This window comes from Sporosarcina sp. SAFN-015 (assembly GCF_051966875.1).
In the GTDB taxonomy this organism is placed as follows: Bacteria; Bacillota; Bacilli; order Bacillales_A; family Planococcaceae; genus Sporosarcina.
Genome location: NZ_JBQCKP010000002.1, coordinates 476,893 through 499,130, shown reverse-complemented (window position 1 = coordinate 499,130; position 22,238 = coordinate 476,893). Strand labels below are relative to the sequence as shown.

Here is a 22,238-nt window from a genome sequence, read left to right as displayed (position 1 = left end):
GTTACGCCTCCTTTCCACCGACTGTAATTTCACTGACACGTACCATCGGCTGCCCGACGTTCACTGGCAAACTGCCACTGGATGCGCCGCACATTCCTGCGCCGTGGCCTAAATTATTGCCAACGCGATCGATATTCAAAATTGTTTTCGCTCCATTTCCGATCAAAGTAGCTCCTCGGATCGGCTTCTCGATTTTGCCATTCTTGACCAAGTACGCTTCATTGATGGCAAAGTTGAAATCTCCGGTTCCAGGATTGACGGAACCACCACCCATGTATTTTGCGTAAATGCCGAATTCTGTATCCGCAATAATCTCTTCAGGAGTGGATTTTCCAGGAGCGATATACGTATTCGTCATCCGGGATGTCGGAGCGAATCTGTACGACTGCCTGCGGCTGGAGCCTGTAGACTCCATTCCCATCCGCCTGCCGTTCAACTTATCGATCATGTATCCCTTCAAAATGCCGTCCTCAATGAGTACATTTTTACGGGATTTTTCCCCTTCATCATCAATATTGAGTGAGCCCCATTCGTTTTCTAGCGTCCCGTCGTCAATGTATGTAACAAGGTCTGACGCTACTTTCTCGCCCAATTTATTCGCAAAAACAGAAGCATTTTTTGCTACTGATGTCGCTTCAAGACTATGGCCGCAAGCCTCATGGAAAATGACGCCGCCGAATTCATTGTCGATAATGACAGGAAACTTCCCGCTAGGAGCCGGATCAGCATGGAGCATCGTTTTGGCAATCCGAGCAGATTCCTTCGCATAATGGTTAAGATCAAGGTTTTCAATAAACTCAAAACCTTGATACGCGCCAGGACCATAAAAACCTGTCTGCATATCCGCTCCATTTGAAGCGATCGATACCATAGACATTCGGCTTCTTACGCGTTGATCCTCCACAAACTTTCCTTCAGAATTGGCAATGAGCACGTTTTGCTCCTCGTCAATCAAGTTAATGATTGCTTGCACGATTTCCGGATCGTAGTTTCTGATAATATCATTCGCATTTCGCATAACAGCAAGTTTTTGCGATTTCGCTGCTTCAGTTGGCATGATTTTTATCGGATGGAGCAACGGAGCCGTTTCCTTAAGGAGCGGGATAATTGTCGTTTTTCCATCTTCTTTCCCTTGGATAGCTTTCGCAGCTGTACGAGCTGCTTTCAAAAGTCCATCCCTTGAGAAATCATTCGTGTAAGCATAGACGCTTTGCAGCCCATGAAATACACGAATCCCAACGCCAAAATCGCGTCCGGATAAATTCTTCTCCAATCGGGAATTTTGAAGGACCATATGGTTTGTGTACCGATCCTCAACAAACACTTCCGAGAAATCGCCGCCCGTTTCAAGTGCAGCTTGCAACACATCTTCAATAAGCGCTTTGTTCAGCATAATCTTCCCCCTGTTCCTACTTTTCTGTTAATTAAACATATAAATATACGGCACATTTTGAAAATAGTTTCATTCCATCATGCAAAATGCCTAACCATTACAAAGAAGTACCGTCAATTTATCACTGCATTGTTTCGTAATAAGAGCTCAAAGGCCTTCTTTACGTCAACGTCCACTTCAATATGATCAGGTGACCAAGGGATGTGGATATGCGGTGTGATGCCAATGCCAGTCATCCCTTCCCCTTTATCAATTCGAGAAAGCCTCGATGACGGGTACATTAGCTCAAACCCTTCATCCCACTTCATGCTCACCAAGTTTGCGTAATCATTCAGTCCCATCGTCGCTCTGCCCATAACCGTCACTTTATTAGATTTCTTCACGAGTTCCACGAATGAATCTCCTGAACTACCACAATAAACATCCGTCAATACGATGATTTGCGAGGGGTGTTTCGTTCCAATAAGGAAAGTATCACTGACCATGTCGCCAAAATTAAATTCGACGAAGCCTTTTCCTCTGTTGCGCTCCCATTCACGCTTAAAAACAGACAGTACGTGACGTGCTTGCTCATCATCTATTCCCTCGAGCATTTCTTTTAATTCAGGCAATACACGATCCGCACTTGCTTCCGTGCAATTGAACAGCATTTTATCGCCAGTAGAATCCGCAAGTTCCACGCCCTCTTCAGGCATCAAATAAGGCAGTAATGGATAAATGCTGGAATCAGATCCCCCATAGTTCACGCGTACATCGATAATCCATTTATCCATAGTTTCAAGGAGCTCTTTATTGCCCTCGACCATTTCCACAATGGCGTCCGGGTTTGCAAAGTCGGTCATCGTAATGAAAACCACGTCATCTCTTTTCTCTACGGTGTACGTTGGAACATAGGTTTTTTTATCATAGGAGCCGAATGTGAATGTCCGCTTTCCACTCTCGTCTGCCACTTCACCTTCTGGGTATAGCATCAGTAAAGGCGTCCAATTTTCCCGCTCTGGATGGTTTTCATTCAACCGTGCATGATGCAGCTCTTTCAATTCAGGGATGCTTTTACCCCCCAACGAAACAAAACTCATTCCTGGCCGAAGACGCTCCTCCGAATCCACTTCCGTAACGTAAAGTCGTTCTTCATAGCGGCGTACTTTGAAACCACGATTTTTCAGCGTTTCACTTCCTTCACTTTCCATAACGAAATGAATATGTTGATCGTTGAAATCTAACAAGTAATCTTCAACAATCCCCTTGAATTCCTTTTTCGTTAGCTGGTCATTCCCTTTAATCATTCGGAGGAAATGCTCCGGTCTGTCACAACCTTGCTTATCCTGACAACCCGCATAATCGTTATGCATAATATCCACAATTTCCTTAAAGATCTTTTCCATTCCTTTTGCCCCCATTCTATTGTTCTTGCACAATTTCAGGTTTTACAATGTTGGTTTTATCTAATTCCGGATGCGCCATTCGTACAACAGATGGCCTAGCCAATACGAGGACAACCCCGATTAGTAACAGACTAGAGACAATCAGGATCCACGGTGCCGGTAATACATCGTACAGAAACCCGTATAAAACCATTCCTAGAGGCATCAGTGCCATTGCCATCGTTTCGAGAATGGAAAAGACACGACCTTTGTAATCGTCGTCGATCGTCTTTTGCATCATAACCATCAATGGTGTATTGACAATTATTTGAGTCAATCCGAAACCGAACAAAAGCGTTGCATAATAGGCGAACATCAATGAATATGGCAGGGAAATGATAAGCGGTAATGCTACTCCGCTCATAAGAAAAGCCATTCCGATGATGCCTCGCTTTCCAACTAAAAGAGGGAATTTCACTTCTTTTCGCATTGATAAGTACAGCGACATGAGCAACATCCCAACGGCTAATGCTCCATCAATTAGACCAAAATGCTCCGGTGCCATTTTCAACTTTTCGATGAGGATGAAAGAGTGGCCAACCATGAATGCACCGAATAAGAAGTTGATAAACAGCGAAATCCAAATGATTGCCATGAGCACAGGCTGAAGTTTCAAGTAGGAAAAACCTGCTTTCATACTTTGCAGCATCGATTCTTTCGGCGCCCCTTCTACGACTTCTTTCCTTTTTGCAAACAGCTTAAAATTCATCGTAGATTCAAGAAGGACTGCAATCATTGAAGCTGTCATGTAAATAATAAGGAACACAGGCATTGGGACTGTGCCATATAGCACTCCAGCAATTGCCGGACTGCCGATTGCAGCAAAGGAGATTGACATTTGATTTAGTGACATCGCCTTTTGAATACGTGCTTCATCAACCAGTCCTGTTATCGATGAACTGAATGTCACACCAGAAAAAGTGGAAGTGATAGCCAAAACAGCTGTAGTTGCATAAATTGCGAGAAGTGAAATCCCTAAAGTAAGACTGACCGTAAGAAGGCCGCCAATCGCTAAAGTCGTTGCAATCTGCGCAGTTATGACGATTGTCTTCCTCGAATATCGATCCGCGACATAACCGGCAAACGGCGCCATGAGTGTACGCGGCAAAATGCTGCAAATCAGATTCGTCGCAAAGCTGGTTGCAGATCCTGTCAGTTGTAAAATGTAAAAACTTATGGCAAACGCATACACTTGCGCGCCGAATGACGAAATCAGCTTACTGATAGTAAACGTCCACAGATGATACGTCGCCCTCTTTAATTTTATCACTTCACTCAAAATAGTCACTCCATTCAATAAGTTTAATTTAGTTAAACAAATAATATCATGCTCCCTCTTCCATTTCAAGCAAAAGTTTAATATAATTAAACAATACTCACAGAGTTATAATATGACGGTTGTTTGTGAAGTGTAACGGGGATAAATGAATCATTATTGGTGTATGAGTTCTCATTTACGACCAAAGAGTTCTCATTCATCATTAAACAATGATAGACACATGTGTTTTTCATATAAATACAAAACATAATTGGAGGTGTTCCTGCTGAATACATTAGGAGAACGTATTAGGAAGCTGCGTAAACAACGAAAATTAACATTGGAAGCACTGGCGGGAGAGCAGCTGACAAAAGGAATGCTCAGTTTAATTGAGAATAATAAAGCGAATCCCTCGATGGAGAGTCTATCGTATATCGCTGAGCGGCTTGGTGTTGAAACGTCCGAGCTATTAGAAGAAACGAATCCACAGGAATTGCGGGATGTTTTGAAAACTGCTGAGCAACTTTTAAGGGTGGATTTTGATGAACTAACGGATGAACATGAGCAGGTTCTCGCTTTAATAGAGCCGTATATTGAGAAATTGACACAAAGCTACGAGGCTGCGAGACTATATGACATCTACGGCCGCGCTCTTTATTATGAAAAAGAAGACGGTTGGATGGCGTATTTAGAAAAAGCTGCGGACATTTACGATAAATTGAATATTACGCGCCACCTTGCAACTGTCGGAATTTTTCCTGCGATGGTAAAGTTCAATGAACATGATTATAATAGTGCCCTTTCAATTTTGTTGGAAAAGCGATTCGAAATCGAAGCGAGAAATGGATTTATCGATCCCCTGACACGTCTCGATTTTGATTATTTGGAAGCAGTTCTGCACTATGCAGTTGGTAACTCGGAAGATGCAATTCGAGTCATGAATGAAGGGGTTGAATTCTCAAAGGAAAAACAGGTCTTTTATCGGATTGATCATCTTTACCGCTTGGCGACCTTTCATGCGATGATGAATAGAGACACAAAATCGATGGAGTATTACGAGCGAAAATTGTTACTCTATGGGGAGTTTGCGGATGATGAAGATTCGGTTCTTTTTACTAAATTTGCGAGTGTCCATTATTTAACTTCCTACAAGAAAGCATATCAGGAGGCATCGCATCTTTTAGACGCTTATTACGATGAACTCCACCTCTCCAATTCATACACTGCCTATGCTTATGTGGAAAAAGGAAAGGCACTGTATGGAATAAAAAGATATGAAGAGGCACTTTCATGCTTTGAAAAAGTGGTGATTGCAGACTATATCCACCATCCATTCGATCTATCCATCTTTTTCGAAAAAGATGCATATGCCGCGCTTTGCCATTTAGAATTAGGGGAAAAAGCGGAAGCTCACCGTTCAATTGAAATTGCCGTGAAGAATGTGTCCAATATGCCACGCACGCCTTATAAAGATTTCATTATGGAAACTTATGAACTGCTACACGAAAAATAAAAAATGCCGAAGAAGCGCACATATGCTTCCTCGGCATTTTACTATTATGCTTCAATTGATTGTTGCTCAATTGGACCGTTAAAGACTTCCTTATCCAACTCGCCATTAATACGTGCAGTGGCTACACCTGCAGTCATCGAACCACTTACGTTTAATGCCGTCCGGCCCATATCGATAAGCGGCTCTACCGAAATCAACAAACCTGCCAATGCAACCGGGAGATTCAAGGCAGACAGTACAAGTATTGCCGCGAATGTAGCTCCCCCGCCGACTCCAGCAACTCCGAATGAACTAATCGCCACAATCGCAATCAACGTAAGCAGGAATGTCGGTTCCAATGGATTTTGGCCGACAGTCGGTGCAATCATGACAGCAAGCATCGCTGGATACACGCCAGCACAACCGTTTTGTCCGATCGACAATCCGAAAGAGCCTGCAAAGTTTGCAACCCCATCTGGAACACCGAGACGATCGGTTTGTGTTTTGATGTTAAGTGGTAAAGTACCCGCACTCGATCTTGACGAGAAAGCGAACAGCAGCGTTTCTGCTGTCTTCTTGACGTAAGTAATCGGATTCAGTCCAGAAATCGTAATGATGATCAAATGGATGAGATACATGACAATTAAAGCGGCATACGAAGCAAGGACAAATTTCCCTAAGCTATAAATTGCCGCAAAGTCAGACGTTGCAACAGTCCTTGCGATGATCGCCAAAATTCCGTAAGGCGTCAAACGCAACACAATCCGTACAACACCCATGATCAATGAATAAAGAGCGTCAATCCCTTTCTTCACTAGGCTTGCATTTTCTTCATCCCGTCTCGTTAATGCCAAATAGGCAAATCCAAGAAACGCCGCGAAGATAACGACACCAATCGTTGATGTCGGACGTGCGCCAGTAAAGTCTAGGAACGGATTTGCTGGCAATAGGTCGAGAATTTGATCCGGCAATGCTTTTCCAGCCATTTCCGCAGAACGCTCTTCCATGGAGACACCGCGCTCAATTTCCGCATCGCCATGGACAATTTCTGAAGCGTCCAGGCCAAACAACAGTGATGCTGAAATACCGATCGCCGCAGCAATTGCAGTTGTCCCAACGAGAATCCCTAAAATCATTCCCGCCATCTTTCCGAAGTTCTTGCCGATTGTCACTTTCGTGAATGCGCCAAGAATCGATATGAAAACGAGTGGAACGACAATCATTTGAAGCAGCTTAACGTAGCCTGTCCCTACAATGTTAAACCAGCTTACCGATTTCGCCAGTATTTCCGAGTCGGCTCCGTAAGCAATGTTCAAGATGAAACCGAATAGGATTCCAAGTCCTAACCCAGTAAAAACCCTTTTGGAAAACGAAACGTTTTTCCGATGCATAGTATATAGAAGTCCTATTAAAAGCAAGAGCGCTACTATATTTATAAGTAATAAAACTGTATTCACTTCTTTTCCCCCTTCAGGAATAAATAAAAAACTATAATAGACTATATACCCTTAAATCATATCAGTCAAGTAGGATTAACTCTCTTTCTTATAATCTTCTCCAACAAGTGGAGTGTAAACTACAATAGTATCCACTTGTGGTTGTTATTCCCTTCTTTTTCGGTTGGTTTTCGGTATACTAATAATGAGCAGTCACTAAAGGAGGGCTTATATGGCCGGTTTAATCACGATTACGGTAACATCCATTTTCATATTGAACATCTTCCTTGCGATTGCGCTGATTTTCCTTGAACGAAGAGATCCTACCGCAACGTGGGCGTGGATTCTCGTCCTCTTCTTCGTACCATTATTCGGCTTTATCATCTATTTATTATTCGGAAGAAAGCTGCGGAAAAAGCATTTATTCAGATGGGAAGGAAAAAACCGAATCGGAATTGAAACATTGATCGATTACCAAATCGAATCGATCGAAGAAGGGACATTCGATTTCAGACTGGATGACACCGCACATTACAAAGATAAGATTTACCTACATCTTCGCAATAACCACGCCGTTTTAACGCAAGATAATGACGTTCAGGTTTTTAATGACGGGGTTGCAAAATTCGATGCCCTGCTGAAAGATCTTGAAAATGCGAAAGACCATATCCATTTTCAATATTATATTTTACGATTGGACTCATTAGGGAAGCGGATATTGGAAGTCTTGATCAAAAAGGCGAAGCAAGGCGTCAAAGTGCGCGTCTTGTTTGACGATATCGGTTCACGTGGACTCCGCGTCAACCATTTAAAGGAGTTGATCGATTGCGGAGGCGAAGTGGCCGCGTTCTTTCCTGCCCTCCTTCCACTCATCAATCCTCGGCTTAACTACCGGAATCACCGGAAAATCGTTGTCATTGACGGGCGCGTCGGGTATGTCGGCGGCTTCAATGTCGGTGATGAGTATTTAGGGCTGAATAAACGATTCGGCTATTGGCGCGATACGCATCTTCGCATCGAAGGAAGCGCAATCCACCCTCTACAAACAAGGTTCATCCTTGACTGGAACCAAGCAGCCGAGATGGAAGATATCGAATACGCCGAGCGCTACTTCCCCGCAATTCCGCGAAAGGGATCGGTAGGACTGCAAATCGTATCGAGCGGTCCCGACGCAGAGTGGGAGCAGATTAAAGATGGCTATTTGAAAATGATTTTTCTGGCGAAGGAGTATATTTATATCCAGACGCCGTACTTCATCCCGGATGTCAGCTTCCTTGACGCTCTGCGGATTGCGTGTCTATCGGGAGTCGATGTGCGCATTATGATCCCGAATAAGCCTGACCATATGTTTGTCTACTGGGCGACGTATTCCAACGTCGGAAAGCTATTAAGAGCGGGCGCAAAGGTGTATATTTACGAAAATGGATTCATTCATTCTAAGCAGATTGTTGTTGATGACGAGTTGTCCACCGTCGGAACTGCAAATATCGACGTACGGAGCTTCAAGCTCAATTTTGAAATTAATGCATTTATTTATGACCGCGAAAAGTCCCACGAACTTGCCGAACTATTCGAGCAGGATATGCAATTATCAACAGAGCTGACATATGAAATGTATATGAATCGGACACGTTGGATCAAAATTAAAGAATCCGTTTCGCGATTACTATCACCTATTTTGTAACGAAACAAAGAAAAATCCTCCTCCATCTGTAATAGGATGGAGGAGGATTTTTTCATTATAAACCAAGATATTCTTCTAACGTTATATTGCGTTTAAAGATTTCTTCGGCGAGACTTTTGCCGACATAACGGAAATGCCACGATTCATGCATATACCCTGTAATGTGCTCTTTGCCTTCCGGGTAACGGAGGATAAAACCATAGCGGTACGCATTTGCCGCTACCCATTTCCCAGCTTCCGTTTCTGCAAATTTATTGGAAGCCCAATACTTTTCGTAATTCACTTCTCCAATATCAAACGCGAGACCTGTTTGGTGCTCGGAATAGCCCGGTCGTGCACTATAGCGGTCCGCTTTCTCCACACCATCCTTGCTTACGTACCGGTCGTAGAGCGACGTTTGGTACTCAAACGAACGATATGTACTGAACGCCGTCAAGTTGATGCCTGACAATTTAGCCTCAGCCGCCATCTCGTCGAATGCAGCCCGGGCTTCTTTGCTTTCACCAGGTGCGTACGTGCTCGGCAAAGGATGTTTTTTATTCGCGATGAGGATCCCGTCAATGACTGTCGGTTCAGCAGGCAGCTTTTGACCGTCGACATAGCCACTTTTGTTCGGGGTTGCCGGCGGATTCGTCACTTTCGGCTTCTCTTCTTTTTTCGGAGCGGGTTTTGCAGGAGTCACATTTTTCTCCTGCTCCTTTGTTTCCGTCTCTTCTTTTTCCGCAGGCAGTTCTTCTTCTTCAACAGGCTTCTCCTCGACTACCGGTGTTTCCTCTTCCGGCACTTCAACCACTTCCTCATTCGTTTCCGGTTCGCTTGTGTCTTCCTCTATTACTTGCTCTTCAACAGGTGGCGCTTGCTTTTCGCCGACGCCGGCTTGTCTCAATGTTTTATTTACATCCCAACCGTTCATACCGATCCACACAACAATTGCAGTCATGATCAAGCCAGTCAGAAGCAGTGTTATTGTCAATGTCTTGTTGGATTTCTTCCGACTTTTATACTTTCGTTTCTGATTCATCTTAGTTGGCCTTCCTTCTATTCTAGGTATCTCTTATTTCAAATATGAGTAAATCGCCATATGACGATGTTCTTTCCAATCCGTGTATGCTATCATTTATTTGCTAAAGTGTAAATGAATGATCGCGAGGAGTAATCTATGAATAATCAACGGTGGCTTTCGATAAGCTTTTTAACGTTTTTCTTTACATGGGGCATTTTTCTTCCCTATTGGACAGGCTGGTTGACGATTGAAAAAGGATTGACTGTAAAGGATGCAAGCATCGTCATGGGTGCCGGAATGATTGCCCGTTCGTTTTCAACGTTCCTCGTCTTTCCGTATTTGACGGAAAGGATGTCGTATGTACGTGTCATGAAGTGGATGACTGTATTGTCATTGCTCCTTGCCATTCTCTACATTCCCAACTCGCCGTTCATAGCATTATTTATTATTACAGTTTTGTTCAGCGCCGTTTATCCGATTATTTTGCCGGCTGTCGAAAGCGGGGCGTCCGTCCTTATGCAAAAGGAGCATGTCCATTATGGCAAAAGCCGTTCGTTCGGCTCGATCGGGTATACAATCGCACTGTTGCTCGTCGGCGCCGCTACAGCGTTGTGGACTGAGAAAGCGATTCTATATATGATGATCGCCGGGCTCGCATTTGCAGCCATCTTCTACTCCCGTCCAGCGCCTGCCGCCTTACAGAGCATGCCCGTTCGAAAGGATTCTCGCAATCAAAAAATAGGATTGAAGACGTTATTTGCAACAAAAGGCTTTCAAGTCGTCATGGTACTCGCTATCCTCTTGCAAGGCGCCCATGCATCTTACTATAATTACGGCTTCCTGTTCCTCGATGACTTGGATGTCAACGGGTTTTATATCGGCATTATTTTGAATGTCGCCATTTTATTTGAAATTCTTTTTTTCACAAAAGCGGATCGCTTGTTATCTGACGTTCGAATCTCAACGATGTTCCTGATTGCAGCAATCGGATCTACTTTGCGATGGGTGCTCGTCTTTCTCTTCCCGACCGCCATCGTTTTTATCGCGACGCAAGTTTTGCATGCCGCATCTTTCGGCATTGCCCATTATGCATTCATCCAATATATTTCAAAAAAACTTCCAAATTCGCAGATTGCTGCGGCGCAAGGGGTTTACGCCGCATTCGCAATGAGTTTGAGCACGGCGATCCTGACGTTCCCAGCCGGATATCTATATGAGATCTCACCGGGAACCGCTTTTTTAGGAATGACCGTCTGCTCAATACCCGCTATCATTATTGTACTTGTAACTCGTAAACGATTAGCTTATTGATATACACGTCCCCCTTCATAAGGGGGTCTATTTTTTTACAAAATAATGAGTAATAACACGACAACGAATGCAATAGCGAAGAGGATGGATAGGTAGCGCATCCACTTGGACTCTCTATCATATCCTTGTTCCTTAAACGACTTTGCTCTCGATGCGTTTGTCAACGTAAAAAGAGCCATCATCGTTAGAATCGCAAAATCTAATTTCCCTCTGACGACGAAAAACAAAGTCACAATTCCTAACAAAACTATTGCGACAATGCCCACTTTCTTTTGCGTCATGTTAAATCCCTCCAAAAAAGGCCGGAGATTGCTCTCCAGCCTCTCGTATGCCTTTGTTCAATCTTTCTTTTTCTCCGTATCCGTAGCAGGGACCGGTTGTACTTCCTTATAATAAAACTTCCGGCCCAAATACGTTTGGAATATAAGCAATAGCCCACCGACCGCCCAGTAGAGCGGAAGTGCCGCCATCACTGTGAATGAAATGAACATGATCATAATCGGTGACATATAAATGAACAGCTTCATCTGTTGCTTTTGCTGCTCTGGCATCGTCCACAATGACACTCGGGCTTGGACGAAATAGACCGCACCTGCAACTAGCATCATAATTTTATCCGGCTCGCCCAAATTGAACCATAGGAATTGATGTTCCTTTACTTCTGGCGGCGCGTAAAGAATTGCAAAGTAAAGACCCATGATAATCGGCATTTGGATGATCAACGGAAGACAGCCCATGTTCAACGGATTGACGCCGTGCTTGGAATACAAGCCCATCATTTCCTGTTGAAGTTTCATCTGTTCTTCTTTATCTTCCTTTTCTTTCGCTGCTTTCAGACGCTTTTGGATATCTTCCATTTCAGGACGGAGAGCATCCATTTTTACTTTCATTTCCTGCTGCGACTTATAGTTTTTCAACATAAGCGGCATTAACACAAGACGGATCGCAACGGTAATGACAATGATTGCCAACCCATAGCTCCCATTGAATGTCTCACCAAGATAATGAAGAAGCCATTCCATTGGCTTTACGAAAATATTATAGAACGTTCCTTCTTTATTTTGGACTCCGGAACAACCACTCAAGAAAACGGCAGCGGTTATCAATATCGTGAATAAACCAATTTTCTTTTTCAATAAATTCACCTTCACTATTTCAAACTACTGAAAAGTATACATCAATTCACTGTGCAATTACAATCAATGTTCGTTATTTGTAAGTATTTAAATGGATTTCCGCTACAGGCAGGTGCTTTCCGCGGGAGTCTCCGCCTTTCGCTTCAATCCTATTTTATCCTAATAAAGAAAAAACGCCTCCGTAACGGAAGCGAGTTTGTCCCGCATTAACTGGCGGTAAAACTCCCACTTTAGCGGGAGTTCAACTGCCAGAAAATGCACGATTGGTTCAACTAACACTCAGTGGAGGATCCCCCTGAGTGAAGTTTCACTTTATTATTGGTTTTGTGGAGCTTGGCTTGGATCTTCTTTTTTATGGTATAGACCGTCCACTTCTGACTCCTTGGACTTATCTTCCACTTCTTGGTTATAGTAATGGACACTTGTTTGTGCACCTTCACTCACCATTTTATTATCTTGCAAATCGTATGGATCCGAATGACCGGCTTTCGTATCATCGGAACGGTTCAATTTTTGCGATTGTATAAAGGAATCAACTTTTGTTTTCATATTATTTACCGCGACCATAGCTTTGTCCCGGTTTTCCTTTTTACTAAAATATGCGTATGCACCTGCTGCCAACGTAGCAAGAAGCAATCCATTTCCGCCTTTACGTGCCATAATATCATTCCTCCATTATTATAAAAATCGTATTATACTTGCAGTATACCCTTATCTCGATTTTGAAAACTCTCAGGCAGCTGAAATCAATTTCGATATTCAGGGCATCTTCCTCGATAGTAGCATCTCACATAGCTAATTGCATTTCAAATAATTCAGTTGATTCCTCACTAATTATATTCACTTTTTAGATAATTTACTTTTTTATATTTCATTATGATTACAAGCATAGTTTATTGACCTTATTTTTGTTATGATAACGAAAAGGATTGCGGAGGTGACTCGTCATGATCAGACCGATGACTACCGAAGACATTAGTTATATACAACAAATCGCCCACATTACGTGGAATGATACATATGCGGGGATCATTCCTGAAAACATTCAGACGGCATTTCTCAATAGCAACTATTCCGATGCCATGATGATGAAACGGATGGAAAAAACACATGTGCTAGTCGCTGAATGTGATAAAGGGACTCCGATAGGTTTTCTCAACTTTACGAGGGAAGACGAAGATGGTGATTCAGAATTGACTGCCATGTATATCCTACCAGCCTATCAACATACAGGCTATGGCAAAAAACTTTTCGATTCAACACTCAACATGCTTGGCAACGCCAAACAGCTTTTCGTTTACGTAGATAGCCGAAATACTGCCGGTCGTGCATTTTATGAAAAACAAGGATTTGAATTGCTGGAAGTCTTCGAGGAGTATTTCGAAGGATATCCCGTTGAAACAGCTCAGTATGTTTACTATATTCATGAGCCCGTGCTCGTATAAGAACGAAAGACGCTTTCCCGATGTGGGAAAGCGTCTTTTTATATTTACAATGGTCTCATTCCATCGCCGTCATACGACTGATCTCCGTGTTGCACATCATCCAGCAATGTAGGCTTTTTCGTAAAGCAAAGGATTGCTGCGACATATAGCAAGATGGAAGGCAGCGAAACAATCCCGCCAAGAACACCCGCGATAATGAACATAATTCCTGCAAGCTTAGCATTTTTATTTTTCCAGATGTTAACGATCCCAACAATATTCAATACGACACTGATAATCATTCCGATGATGATTAGCCATATGAACCCCCCCATGACGCTAAACACTGAATAAATAGCGTCCATATCAGCTTGTGTCATTGCTGGGTCAGCCATCATTTCCATTTCGAACTCCTGCTTGAATGTCGGATCATTTTTCATTAAGTTAATTAACGCCATCCCTAAAAATCCAAAAACTACTCCAATTGTAGTCATTATGACTGCAATGATTGATAATACCTTTTCTGCTGTACGATTCAAGTAAAGCACCCTTTCCTTCTACTAGTTTTTTTAATCATAACAAGTATACGAGAGATAAAACAATAAGTTTCATATCACTTATATTCTTTTCACAAGGGAAGTTTTGGAATTACTAATTTCGGGTACTATGTTCCTATGAAGGATTTACAACAGGGAGCGAAAGGAGAGCATGAAATATGGGGAAAAAACTAATGTTCACCTCGACGGACATGCTTTACACCGTCGCAGGCGCATCTGTCCTAACTGGCATCGTCTATTTCGTTACAATGGCATGGGGACTTTAATTCATTGGTATTATAAATAAAAGGCAACCCTTTGATGATCGAAGGATTGCCTTTTTTTGTTTTCATCGTCTAGACTTCGGTTTGGGATTATGCCTTTACATCGTCGTAATCCTTAAGTCGCTCGAATGCCGAGACGACGAAGGAGCATACGGCTTCCATTTTATAACCTTTTTCACGGGCGTAATCTGCAGCGCGGTCAAGCAGTTGCTTCGCCACGCCTCCGCCGCGTAATTCTTCGGACACATACGTGTGATCCATGACCATGACATCCCCGAGAAGCGTCCATGTGATTTCAGCTTGCATCTTCCCGTCCTTTTCGTTACGGAATGCGAAGGCATCTCCGCCAAGCTCTACAAATTCAAATTCCATGTGATCCTCTCCTTTTACAATATTCTATCATATTGCATGCATGTATCACTTGAACCAAGACTTGATCGATTCAAAAAGATCTTCAAAGAACTGTTTCACTTTATCCCAAAAGCCCGGGTCGATTTCGCCGAACTTCTCTTTTATCGTCGCCGCCATATCGGATAATTGCTCGGACAATTTACCAAAATCGATGTCCAAGTTCCGGATGCGGTCCATTAAGTCAATCAGCATTTGCCGGTCGGCCTCGTTCAGCTCGATATTCAGCTTCGACAATTGATCATTTACAATTTTCTCGACTTCTTCCTTCGTCGCTGGCTTGTTATCAGCGATCGCCTTCTTAATTTCCGTTAGAAGCTCTGCCACTTTGTCTTGATCGATGCCCGAATCCTTCGCAAACTTCGTCGCCAAATTCAACTCGTCATTCGCAACATCCGTCCGCTCGGTATCGAGTGTTTCACCGGATACTTCATACGCCTTATAAATCCCGACTAATGCGGAATGTCCTGTCACCGGCTTTGGAGCGGCAACTTCAACAATTGCATCCTCAATTCCTGCAGTTAGCATCGCTGTTGCATACATTTCGTTCGTCACTTGCGTAATATTGTCAGGTGTTACAATTTTGATGACGAGGCCTTTTCCTTCATCCTGCCTTGTAATTTTAGCGGATGAATACATTCTTGCCTGGCTATTTCCATCTTTAATATATTTCACAAGATCATTTCCGTCGACCGTAATTTCGTCGACTTCCGCATTCTCTTCAACGTTCAAGCTCTTTTTAACACTTTCTTTTTCCGCGTCCGTCAAGTTTGCCCCTAACACGACAATGGGCACACCTAATTTTTCATCAATGGCCGTATCGGCTTTTGCATTCATCGGCAGCATTCCACCAACGACAAGCAGCAATGCGCTCGCTGCCATCAATAATTTCTTCATAAGTATTCCCCTCCAGTACTATGAAGTAGTACGTTGCGCAATTGAAAAAGGTTCCAGCTTTTATTTCAAGGTTGTCCAGCCTTCACTTTGCGTGATTTTCCCTTCCTTCATCAACTTGCCGAGCGCCCGTTTGAACGCGCCTTTACTCATGCCGAACATCTCACTTATTTCATCCGGAGTCGACTTATCGGAAAACGGCATCTTTCCGCCGACTTCCGTCAAATATCGGTATACAGTTTCTGCATCATCACCGAGACGCTCTTCCTTCCTCGGAAGCAACGAGCCGTTCAACGTGCCATCTTCACGCACATCAATAATCCGGACGTCCACTTCTTCTCCTAAACGCGGCTCCTGCAATCGCTCTGTATGATGGACAAAAATACGGTATGTTTCGGGAATGCTTAAAAAGAAGGAACCTACCGGCAAAAGACGGTATGCCCGCGCTTTCAAGTTTTTATTGAAAGTCGTTTCAGGTGCATCTGCAATCAATTCCAGCACTCTCTCCTCTGTCGCAAGACGCCCGAAAATATTGCCGCCAAGATCGGTGCGCAATGTCATGAACAGCTCATCGTCCGTCTTCGGCCATAACGCTTTTACTCTTGGCAAGTCCGCTTTATTCACAAGTACTTCAAATGAGGAACCGATATCTACAAAAGCGCCTTCCTTTTCATCGATCCGGATGACTCTCCCCCACCCGAATGATTCGCACGTCATCTTCGGAATATTTGCAGTCGCTGTTAGTTCGCCTCTCCTGTTCATGTAAAGGAAAACTTCAACGTCGTCTCCCTCTTTGATCGGGGAATCGAATTCCGATGCATTGATCATAATCCTTTGTTCTTGTTCGCCGCCATCCAAAATCCATCTGGATCCTTCTTGGCCAATTACGGTCAGTTGGGCAATATACCCTGGTTTGTGTTCTGTCATTTCATCTAATCCCTCTTCCATTTAGAAGCTTTGCCGTTCTTTCAATTTTCGTACGAAATCCTCGTCCTCACTCATCGCTTCCACGAGATCCGTAATCCGGTCCATCGCATTCCAGCTTAAGTGGTGCTCAATCCCTTCAACATCTTGATAGATGTTCTTCTCTTCCACACCGATGATCCTAAGAAACTGTTCAAGAAGATCATGTCTTCTGACGAGCTTCTTTCCGAACGCCAAACCTTTTTCCGTCAGTTCCAGCCCTCTATATCGCTCATAAACGACATACCCTTCACGGTCAAGCCGCTGTGCCATTTTCGTAACAGAGGAAGGTAATACCGAAAGCGCTTCTGCCACATCGGAGACACGGGCCTCTCCCCTCGCCTCAAGTTGTAAATAAATTTGTTCGATATAATCTTCCATACTTGGCGTTGCCAATCGTTCCACCTCCAGTATGTACATTCCCTGCCCAATTGATCATGAATCATGCATGCAAGGCAGTTTACATTTTACAACTTACGGGTAAATTCACTATACCACTTCGAAGGAGTGAAAATAATGGGTAAAATACTTTGGATTATTATCGTAGCATTAATTGCCTTCTGGCTGCTTGGATTTGTCATGAAGGTTGGAGGCGGACTTATCCACCTACTATTAGTCATCGCAGGAATTATATTCGTCATCCAGCTGTTGACCGGCAGACGATCAGTTTAAAGAAAGGGTGCCTATCGTGGGCACCCTTTCTTATTTTATTTTCGCATATATGCACGTATTTCGTAATTGCTTTCCATCCACTGAAAGGGAATCGCATTTTAACGTCCCTTCAAGCTCAAATCCTGCCCGTTCAGCGACAGAACGGCTTTTTACATTTTCCTCATCACATCTTATTTCCACTCTTCGGGCGCCCAGCTCGTCAAATGCAAAAACAGTCAAACGCTCAACAGCTTCCGTCATAAGCCCTCGCCCTTCAAATTTCGTGTCGAGCCAATAACCGATTTCAAACTTCGGAACTGCCCAGTCAATGCGGTGAAGTCCAGTCGAACCAACAAACTCGCCGGTTTCTTTTGAAAACATATGCAGCCGCAAGTCCTTCCGCGTAATGAAATCCGCAATCGCCTGTCGCAAATTTTCTTCCGTCGTATGAAGTTCCGGTGCCTTTTGCGCAAATGGCATCCATTCCTTTAAGGCAGGCTGTGAATTACGGATTGCATTCCACACGTCAAGAGCATCCTCCACTTCAGGCATCCGGATAATAAGCCGCTCCGACTCGATTTCAGTCGGGACATTTGGAATTCGCTTTTTCGGTTTTTCTCCATAGCTTGCATCTTCCCACATGACAGGCGTTGTTGTGCCTGCTAAAAAGTCTTCCCTTGTCATCCCGTACGTAACAGCGTCATAATACGAATTCTCTTTCGGGGAAAACCATGCTTTGCGCAATTGGGCTTCCTTAACAAACCCTGCGCGCTCAAACGTTTTTCGCATCGCTAAATTATCTTGTCGCGTATGGCCTTCCAAACGGATTTTTTCCTCCGGCATTCCGAAGACGAACTCCGTAATGAGGCGGAGCGCTTTTGGTCCATACCCGAATCCTCTATAACGATCCGCAATCCGCAAATCGAATAACGGAATTTCATCCTGTAAATCATGGATTTTCACGATACCTACGATGACATCTTCATCGTTTTGCACCCAGAACGTCTTTACTTCATCCGATTCATATCCGCCATCTTCTATCGTTTTTTCTATCAATTCACGTTCCGGATGTGCATTTCCATGAAACGGCCACGTATTCGTCGTTAAAAAATGGATGAGCTGTTCCTGTTCTTCCATCGTCCATTCTCGCAATTTCATTTTCATTCCCCCGTTCGGGCTGCGTACATTACTTATGGATCCGCATCAACCTCAATGAATTTAACACGACAAGCAACGTCGCACCCATATCTGCGAAGATTGCAATCCATAAAGTCAACCATCCTGGGATGATCAAAAGCAGCGCTACAATTTTTAAGCCTAATGCAAACATAATATTTTCTTTAATAATCTGCAACGTTTTTCGGCTTAATTTCATTGTATATGGCAATTGACGAAGATCATCCGCCATTAAAGCGACATCCGCCGTTTCGAGAGCAGCGTCCGTCCCTGCACCGCCCATCGCAATTCCGATTGAAGACGCAGCAAGCGCTGGCGCGTCGTTGATGCCGTCGCCGACCATTGCAACTCTGTCGTATTGACCGATCAATCCTTTAACAGCCGTCAACTTGTCTTCAGGCATGAGTCCTGCACGCACATCTGTCACGCCTGCTAGTTTCGCAATCGCTTCGGCCGTCCTTACATCGTCTCCCGTCAACATGACTGTATGCCGGATTCCGACATCTTTTAATTGACGTAATACAGCAGCACTTTCCTCCCTTAATGGATCTGTCACCGCAATTAACGCTTTGAACGCACGATCAACAACAACCGCCATTACGGATTTCCCGGCCTTTTGCAAGCCTTCCGCGCGTTTTTTCATTTCTGCAGGAAGTTCCGCAAGTTCGGACGCCCACTTCATACTTCCGACGTGGACGATCGTTCCATTCACTTCCCCAAAAGCCCCTTTTCCGGTGACCGACTGGAAGTTCTGGATTTCGGCCGCGCCTGTTCCTTGTTCCTTCGCAAAGTCGACAATCGCTCTTGCCAAAGGATGCTGGGACATCGATTCTACTGCAGCGACTGCTTGTAGGATAGATTGCTTCTCTCCATCTTCTGCGATAAAATCCGTCACTTCGGGATATCCTTTCGTCAATGTGCCTGTCTTATCGAATGCGACTGCATGAATGCGGCCCATCTCCTCCAAAAAGACGCCGCCTTTAATAAGGACACCTTGACGGGCAGCATTCCCGATCGCCGTTACGATGGCAACGGGGGTGGAAACTACGAGTGCGCAAGGGCAGCCGACAACAAGAACTGCGAGTCCTTGGTAAATCCATGTATGCCAATCTCCCCCGAATAAAGGCGGAACGATGGCGACTAAAATCGCAATGCCAATAATGATCGGCGTATAATATTTCGCAAACCGATCGACGAACTTTTGGGACGGTGCTTTCTCCGCTTGCGCATCCTCGACGAGATGGATGATTTTCGCAATGGTCGTATCCCCGACGAGTTTCGTTACGGCCACTTCGAGCGCACCTTCTTCATTCAACGTGCCTGCAAATACTTCGTTCTCTGCCTGCTTCAATACAGGAACTGATTCCCCGGTAATCGCTGCCTGATTGACAGTCGATTTACCGCTCAGAACGATGCCGTCCATTGCAATTTTCTGTCCCGGCTTCACGAGCAGGACGTCGCCGACTCGGATATCTTCCGTCGACAGCTCCATAACGCTTCCATTTCGTTTTACTAGCGCGGATGCTGGCGCGATATCCATAAGCTGGCGGATCGATTGACGCGCTTTATTCATCGAGTACGCTTCTAGAGCTTCACTCACTGCGAATAAAAATACGACAACCGCCGCTTCCTGCCACTCTCCGATGATAGCCGCGCCGATAATTGCAATCGTCATCAGTGTCTTCATGTCAAAATCAAGCCTTACAAGGTTTTTGATGCCTGTAATGAACATGCCCGTTCCGCCGATCAGGATTGCGGCTGCAAAAAAGCCTGTCGCGACAGCTGGATAAGGGACGTTTCGATAGGTGAAATACATACCCGCTATAACGAAAATAAGGGACAGCAACGTGACGATATTTTCCTTCCTCCGGAAAAACGGGATTTTCGGATCAGGTTCTTTTTTCGTCAACGGCACAACTCGAATGCCATCGAATGCACCTGCCGCCTGAAGCTCCTCCATCGTTGCATCTCCTGCAAAAGAGAGCTTCGCCGCGCCGAAATTGACGTTCGCTTCCGTTACTGACGGGATGCTCCTCACATTGTTTTCAAATTTCATCGCACAGTTTGCACAAGATAAATTCTCAAGTCTGTACTCTGTTTTAGCGGCCATCCGAATCATCCTCCCTTTCCGCTGCATGGTCATGGGCTATTTTCACAAGATCAAATACATGGGCGTCCGCAAGGGAGTAATAAACCATCTTCCCTTTACGCTCAGACTTCGCAAGACTATGCTCCCGCAAATAGCGCAAATGATGGGAAGCCGTCGCGTTTGATGCGCCGATGACCGCTGCCACGTCGCAGACGCACATTTGCTCTTCCAACGTTAGCGAATAAGCGATTTTTAATCTTGTTTCGTCCGCCAGCGCTTTGAAAATTCGCACCATGCCGCCAACGTCAGGCAGTCCCTTTTGAACATTTTTGACTATATCTTCATGCACAACAGTCACATCACATGTATCTTTCACATTCATTTCGACACCTCATTCAAATGATCGTTTGATTATAATTCAGTATATGTTTCCCCTTTTCTGAATGCAAGGATAATCAAACAACCATTTGATTGTTTATTTCACTCAAAAATAAAGGGTTTTAATCATCAGTATGGAATTTGATAGTCATTCCTATAAAATTGCGAAACAGAGTATTGATCAATACGTTAAACAGGAGTGTGGAACGATGCAAAGAGGAAAGTGGAATGCGATTACGGATGTACCGGGTGTAGAAGTCGGACATGTGACTTTATATGAAGAGCCCGATACAGATAGTGCTTGCACAGGTGTGACAGCCATTTTGCCGCACGGTGGAAACTACTTTGAGCAAAAACTGCCTGCAGCGAGCTTCGTCTTAAACGGCTTCGGCAAATCAGCGGGACTCATTCAAGTGGAGGAACTTGGTGTCATTGAATCCCCCATCATGCTTACGAATACATTCAGCGTCGGGGCGGTGCTCGAAGGGACGCTGCGTCATATGCTTGAGGAAAATACCGCAATCGGCGATTCTACAAGCTCTTTAAATATCGTAGTAGGCGAATGTAATGACAGTTATTTAAATGCGATGCGGTCAATGAAAGTGAGACCGGAACATGCCATCGAAGCAATTCGGAATGCAGGCGGAGGCGAGTTCGAGCAAGGCGATGTCGGTGCAGGGAAAGGGATGATCTGCTTCGGCCAGAAAGGCGGGATCGGCTCCTCTTCAAGAGTCGTTCCCCATGGAGATGATGCATACACAGTCGGCGTCCTAACATTGACAAACTTCGGTAGTCCGGAAGAATGCTTGATTGATGAGTGGCTTGTGCGCAATGAAATACAATTGAAGTCGGCTGCTGACAAAGTGAATTCTTCCGCAGAGATGAAAAGCGAAAAACCCGACGGCTCCGTCATGATCATCGTTGCGACGAATGCGCCGGTTGACAGCCGGCAATTGAAACGGCTCGCGAAACGCGCTTCTATCGGCCTCGGTAGAACAGGCTCTCATATCCATAACGGCAGCGGAGACATCATCATTGCTTTCTCTAACGCTTATACAATTCCACATTCGGGTGCAGACGAAGATACAGTAACTTATACATTGTTGCGTGACGATGCCAAAGTGATGAACAAACTTTTCCAGGCAGCCATCGAGGCGACGGAAGAAGCGGTTTATCAATCCTTGATGCATGCAAAAACGACAACTGGAAGGCATGGACGGACTGTGGAGCGATGGTCGTTTGTTGAGCAAGCGGATTCTTGAGCGCGGGGGCGATATGCGATTCTTGAGCGTGAGTGC

The 22,238-nt window shown here is 44.4% G+C and carries 22 protein-coding genes; 6 read left to right on the top strand and 16 right to left on the bottom strand.

Annotation, left to right across the window (positions count from 1 at the left end):
* Position 1: 1 nt before the first annotated feature.
* From ACTHPA_RS05610 to ACTHPA_RS05600, 3 genes are all read right to left on the bottom strand, one after another.
* Complete coding sequence (locus ACTHPA_RS05610) at positions 2-1,393, bottom strand: TldD/PmbA family protein (protein ID WP_440499174.1); 1,392 nt, start codon at positions 1,391-1,393, stop codon at positions 2-4.
* A 113-nt stretch (positions 1,394-1,506) separates the two neighbouring features.
* The gene (locus ACTHPA_RS05605; RefSeq protein WP_440499173.1) at positions 1,507-2,778 is read right to left on the bottom strand and encodes a S41 family peptidase; all 1,272 of its coding nucleotides are present in this window, start codon (positions 2,776-2,778) and stop codon (positions 1,507-1,509) included.
* Positions 2,779-2,794: 16 nt separating this feature from the next.
* A complete protein-coding gene (locus ACTHPA_RS05600; RefSeq protein WP_440499172.1) occupies positions 2,795-4,096 on the bottom strand; it encodes an MFS transporter in 1,302 nt (433 codons plus the stop codon).
* 319 nt (positions 4,097-4,415) lie between these two features.
* Here ACTHPA_RS05600 and ACTHPA_RS05595 point away from each other — a divergent pair, with 319 nt between their 5' ends.
* A complete protein-coding gene (locus ACTHPA_RS05595) occupies positions 4,416-5,588 on the top strand; it encodes an XRE family transcriptional regulator (RefSeq protein ID WP_440499171.1) in 1,173 nt (390 codons plus the stop codon).
* A gap of 44 nt (positions 5,589-5,632) precedes the next feature.
* Here the strand turns inward: ACTHPA_RS05595 and ACTHPA_RS05590 are convergent, their stop codons facing one another.
* Complete coding sequence (locus tag ACTHPA_RS05590) at positions 5,633-6,958, bottom strand: L-cystine transporter (protein WP_440499219.1); 1,326 nt, start codon at positions 6,956-6,958, stop codon at positions 5,633-5,635.
* 277 nt (positions 6,959-7,235) lie between these two features.
* Here ACTHPA_RS05590 and cls point away from each other — a divergent pair, with 277 nt between their 5' ends.
* Positions 7,236-8,687 carry a cardiolipin synthase gene (gene cls, locus ACTHPA_RS05585; protein WP_440499170.1) on the top strand — a complete coding sequence of 484 codons (1,452 nt, stop codon included), beginning with the start codon at positions 7,236-7,238 and terminating at the stop codon, positions 8,685-8,687.
* Positions 8,688-8,742: 55 nt separating this feature from the next.
* Here the strand turns inward: cls and ACTHPA_RS05580 are convergent, their stop codons facing one another.
* A complete protein-coding gene (locus ACTHPA_RS05580; protein WP_440499169.1) occupies positions 8,743-9,708 on the bottom strand; it encodes a M15 family metallopeptidase in 966 nt (321 codons plus the stop codon).
* Between the two features lie 138 nt (positions 9,709-9,846).
* Here ACTHPA_RS05580 and ACTHPA_RS05575 point away from each other — a divergent pair, with 138 nt between their 5' ends.
* Entirely contained in the window at positions 9,847-11,001 is a 1,155-nt protein-coding gene (locus tag ACTHPA_RS05575; protein WP_440499168.1) for an MFS transporter, read from the top strand.
* 35 nt (positions 11,002-11,036) lie between these two features.
* Here ACTHPA_RS05575 and ACTHPA_RS05570 read toward each other — a convergent pair whose 3' ends face one another.
* From ACTHPA_RS05570 to ACTHPA_RS05560, 3 genes are all read right to left on the bottom strand, one after another.
* Positions 11,037-11,282 carry a hypothetical protein gene (locus ACTHPA_RS05570; RefSeq protein ID WP_440499167.1) on the bottom strand — a complete coding sequence of 82 codons (246 nt, stop codon included), beginning with the start codon at positions 11,280-11,282 and terminating at the stop codon, positions 11,037-11,039.
* 57 nt (positions 11,283-11,339) lie between these two features.
* Positions 11,340-12,137, bottom strand: a complete 798-nt coding sequence (gene yidC, locus ACTHPA_RS05565; RefSeq protein ID WP_440499166.1) for a membrane protein insertase YidC — start codon at positions 12,135-12,137, stop codon at positions 11,340-11,342.
* Between the two features lie 315 nt (positions 12,138-12,452).
* The gene (locus ACTHPA_RS05560; protein ID WP_440499165.1) at positions 12,453-12,797 is read right to left on the bottom strand and encodes a hypothetical protein; all 345 of its coding nucleotides are present in this window, start codon (positions 12,795-12,797) and stop codon (positions 12,453-12,455) included.
* A gap of 287 nt (positions 12,798-13,084) precedes the next feature.
* Here ACTHPA_RS05560 and ACTHPA_RS05555 point away from each other — a divergent pair, with 287 nt between their 5' ends.
* Positions 13,085-13,582, top strand: coding sequence for an N-acetyltransferase family protein (locus ACTHPA_RS05555; RefSeq protein WP_440499164.1), 498 nt, complete (start codon positions 13,085-13,087; stop codon positions 13,580-13,582).
* A 44-nt stretch (positions 13,583-13,626) separates the two neighbouring features.
* Here ACTHPA_RS05555 and ACTHPA_RS05550 read toward each other — a convergent pair whose 3' ends face one another.
* The 5 genes from ACTHPA_RS05550 to mntR all read right to left on the bottom strand — a co-directional run bounded on the left by ACTHPA_RS05550 (position 13,627) and on the right by mntR (position 17,042).
* A complete protein-coding gene (locus ACTHPA_RS05550; RefSeq protein ID WP_440499163.1) occupies positions 13,627-14,100 on the bottom strand; it encodes a DUF4064 domain-containing protein in 474 nt (157 codons plus the stop codon).
* A 371-nt stretch (positions 14,101-14,471) separates the two neighbouring features.
* The gene (locus ACTHPA_RS05545; protein ID WP_440499162.1) at positions 14,472-14,753 is read right to left on the bottom strand and encodes a GNAT family N-acetyltransferase; all 282 of its coding nucleotides are present in this window, start codon (positions 14,751-14,753) and stop codon (positions 14,472-14,474) included.
* A 45-nt stretch (positions 14,754-14,798) separates the two neighbouring features.
* Entirely contained in the window at positions 14,799-15,686 is an 888-nt protein-coding gene (locus ACTHPA_RS05540; protein WP_440499161.1) for a DUF1002 domain-containing protein, read from the bottom strand.
* A 60-nt stretch (positions 15,687-15,746) separates the two neighbouring features.
* Positions 15,747-16,610 (bottom strand): CvfB family protein, encoded by an 864-nt coding sequence (locus tag ACTHPA_RS05535; protein WP_440499160.1) that lies wholly within the window; start codon positions 16,608-16,610, stop codon positions 15,747-15,749.
* A 21-nt stretch (positions 16,611-16,631) separates the two neighbouring features.
* Positions 16,632-17,042 carry a transcriptional regulator MntR gene (mntR, locus tag ACTHPA_RS05530; protein ID WP_440499159.1) on the bottom strand — a complete coding sequence of 137 codons (411 nt, stop codon included), beginning with the start codon at positions 17,040-17,042 and terminating at the stop codon, positions 16,632-16,634.
* Positions 17,043-17,162: 120 nt separating this feature from the next.
* Here mntR and ACTHPA_RS05525 point away from each other — a divergent pair, with 120 nt between their 5' ends.
* Positions 17,163-17,318, top strand: a complete 156-nt coding sequence (locus ACTHPA_RS05525; protein ID WP_153009923.1) for a lmo0937 family membrane protein — start codon at positions 17,163-17,165, stop codon at positions 17,316-17,318.
* Between the two features lie 30 nt (positions 17,319-17,348).
* Here the strand turns inward: ACTHPA_RS05525 and ACTHPA_RS05520 are convergent, their stop codons facing one another.
* The 3 genes from ACTHPA_RS05520 to ACTHPA_RS05510 are packed head-to-tail and all read right to left on the bottom strand — an operon-like array spanning position 17,349 to position 20,944.
* A complete protein-coding gene (locus tag ACTHPA_RS05520) occupies positions 17,349-18,455 on the bottom strand; it encodes a GNAT family N-acetyltransferase (RefSeq protein ID WP_440499158.1) in 1,107 nt (368 codons plus the stop codon).
* A 28-nt stretch (positions 18,456-18,483) separates the two neighbouring features.
* The gene (locus ACTHPA_RS05515) at positions 18,484-20,592 is read right to left on the bottom strand and encodes a heavy metal translocating P-type ATPase (RefSeq protein ID WP_440499157.1); all 2,109 of its coding nucleotides are present in this window, start codon (positions 20,590-20,592) and stop codon (positions 18,484-18,486) included.
* Entirely contained in the window at positions 20,573-20,944 is a 372-nt protein-coding gene (locus ACTHPA_RS05510) for an ArsR/SmtB family transcription factor (RefSeq protein WP_440499156.1), read from the bottom strand. The genes ACTHPA_RS05515 and ACTHPA_RS05510 overlap by 20 nt, the downstream gene beginning before the upstream one ends.
* Positions 20,945-21,149: 205 nt before the next feature.
* Here ACTHPA_RS05510 and ACTHPA_RS05505 point away from each other — a divergent pair, with 205 nt between their 5' ends.
* On the top strand, positions 21,150-22,202 hold the full coding sequence (locus ACTHPA_RS05505) for a P1 family peptidase (RefSeq protein WP_440499155.1): 1,053 nt from the start codon (positions 21,150-21,152) through the stop codon (positions 22,200-22,202).
* The last annotated feature ends 36 nt before the right edge of the window (positions 22,203-22,238 follow it).

Coding starts and splice junctions, on each gene's coding strand:
- cls (WP_440499170.1), top strand. CDS start 7,236: ATGGCCGGTTTAATCACGATTACGGTAACATCCATTTTCATATTGAAC.
- ACTHPA_RS05505 (WP_440499155.1), top strand. CDS start 21,150: ATGCAAAGAGGAAAGTGGAATGCGATTACGGATGTACCGGGTGTAGAA.
- ACTHPA_RS05605 (WP_440499173.1), bottom strand. CDS start 2,778: ATGGAAAAGATCTTTAAGGAAATTGTGGATATTATGCATAACGATTAT.
- ACTHPA_RS05525 (WP_153009923.1), top strand. CDS start 17,163: ATGGGTAAAATACTTTGGATTATTATCGTAGCATTAATTGCCTTCTGG.
- ACTHPA_RS05540 (WP_440499161.1), bottom strand. CDS start 15,686: ATGAAGAAATTATTGATGGCAGCGAGCGCATTGCTGCTTGTCGTTGGT.
- ACTHPA_RS05510 (WP_440499156.1), bottom strand. CDS start 20,944: ATGAATGTGAAAGATACATGTGATGTGACTGTTGTGCATGAAGATATA.
- ACTHPA_RS05580 (WP_440499169.1), bottom strand. CDS start 9,708: ATGAATCAGAAACGAAAGTATAAAAGTCGGAAGAAATCCAACAAGACA.
- ACTHPA_RS05545 (WP_440499162.1), bottom strand. CDS start 14,753: ATGGAATTTGAATTTGTAGAGCTTGGCGGAGATGCCTTCGCATTCCGT.
- ACTHPA_RS05610 (WP_440499174.1), bottom strand. CDS start 1,393: ATGCTGAACAAAGCGCTTATTGAAGATGTGTTGCAAGCTGCACTTGAA.
- ACTHPA_RS05560 (WP_440499165.1), bottom strand. CDS start 12,797: ATGGCACGTAAAGGCGGAAATGGATTGCTTCTTGCTACGTTGGCAGCA.
- ACTHPA_RS05520 (WP_440499158.1), bottom strand. CDS start 18,455: ATGAAATTGCGAGAATGGACGATGGAAGAACAGGAACAGCTCATCCAT.
- ACTHPA_RS05590 (WP_440499219.1), bottom strand. CDS start 6,958: ATGCATCGGAAAAACGTTTCGTTTTCCAAAAGGGTTTTTACTGGGTTA.
- ACTHPA_RS05515 (WP_440499157.1), bottom strand. CDS start 20,592: ATGATTCGGATGGCCGCTAAAACAGAGTACAGACTTGAGAATTTATCT.
- ACTHPA_RS05535 (WP_440499160.1), bottom strand. CDS start 16,610: ATGACAGAACACAAACCAGGGTATATTGCCCAACTGACCGTAATTGGC.
- ACTHPA_RS05570 (WP_440499167.1), bottom strand. CDS start 11,282: ATGACGCAAAAGAAAGTGGGCATTGTCGCAATAGTTTTGTTAGGAATT.
- ACTHPA_RS05555 (WP_440499164.1), top strand. CDS start 13,085: ATGATCAGACCGATGACTACCGAAGACATTAGTTATATACAACAAATC.
- ACTHPA_RS05575 (WP_440499168.1), top strand. CDS start 9,847: ATGAATAATCAACGGTGGCTTTCGATAAGCTTTTTAACGTTTTTCTTT.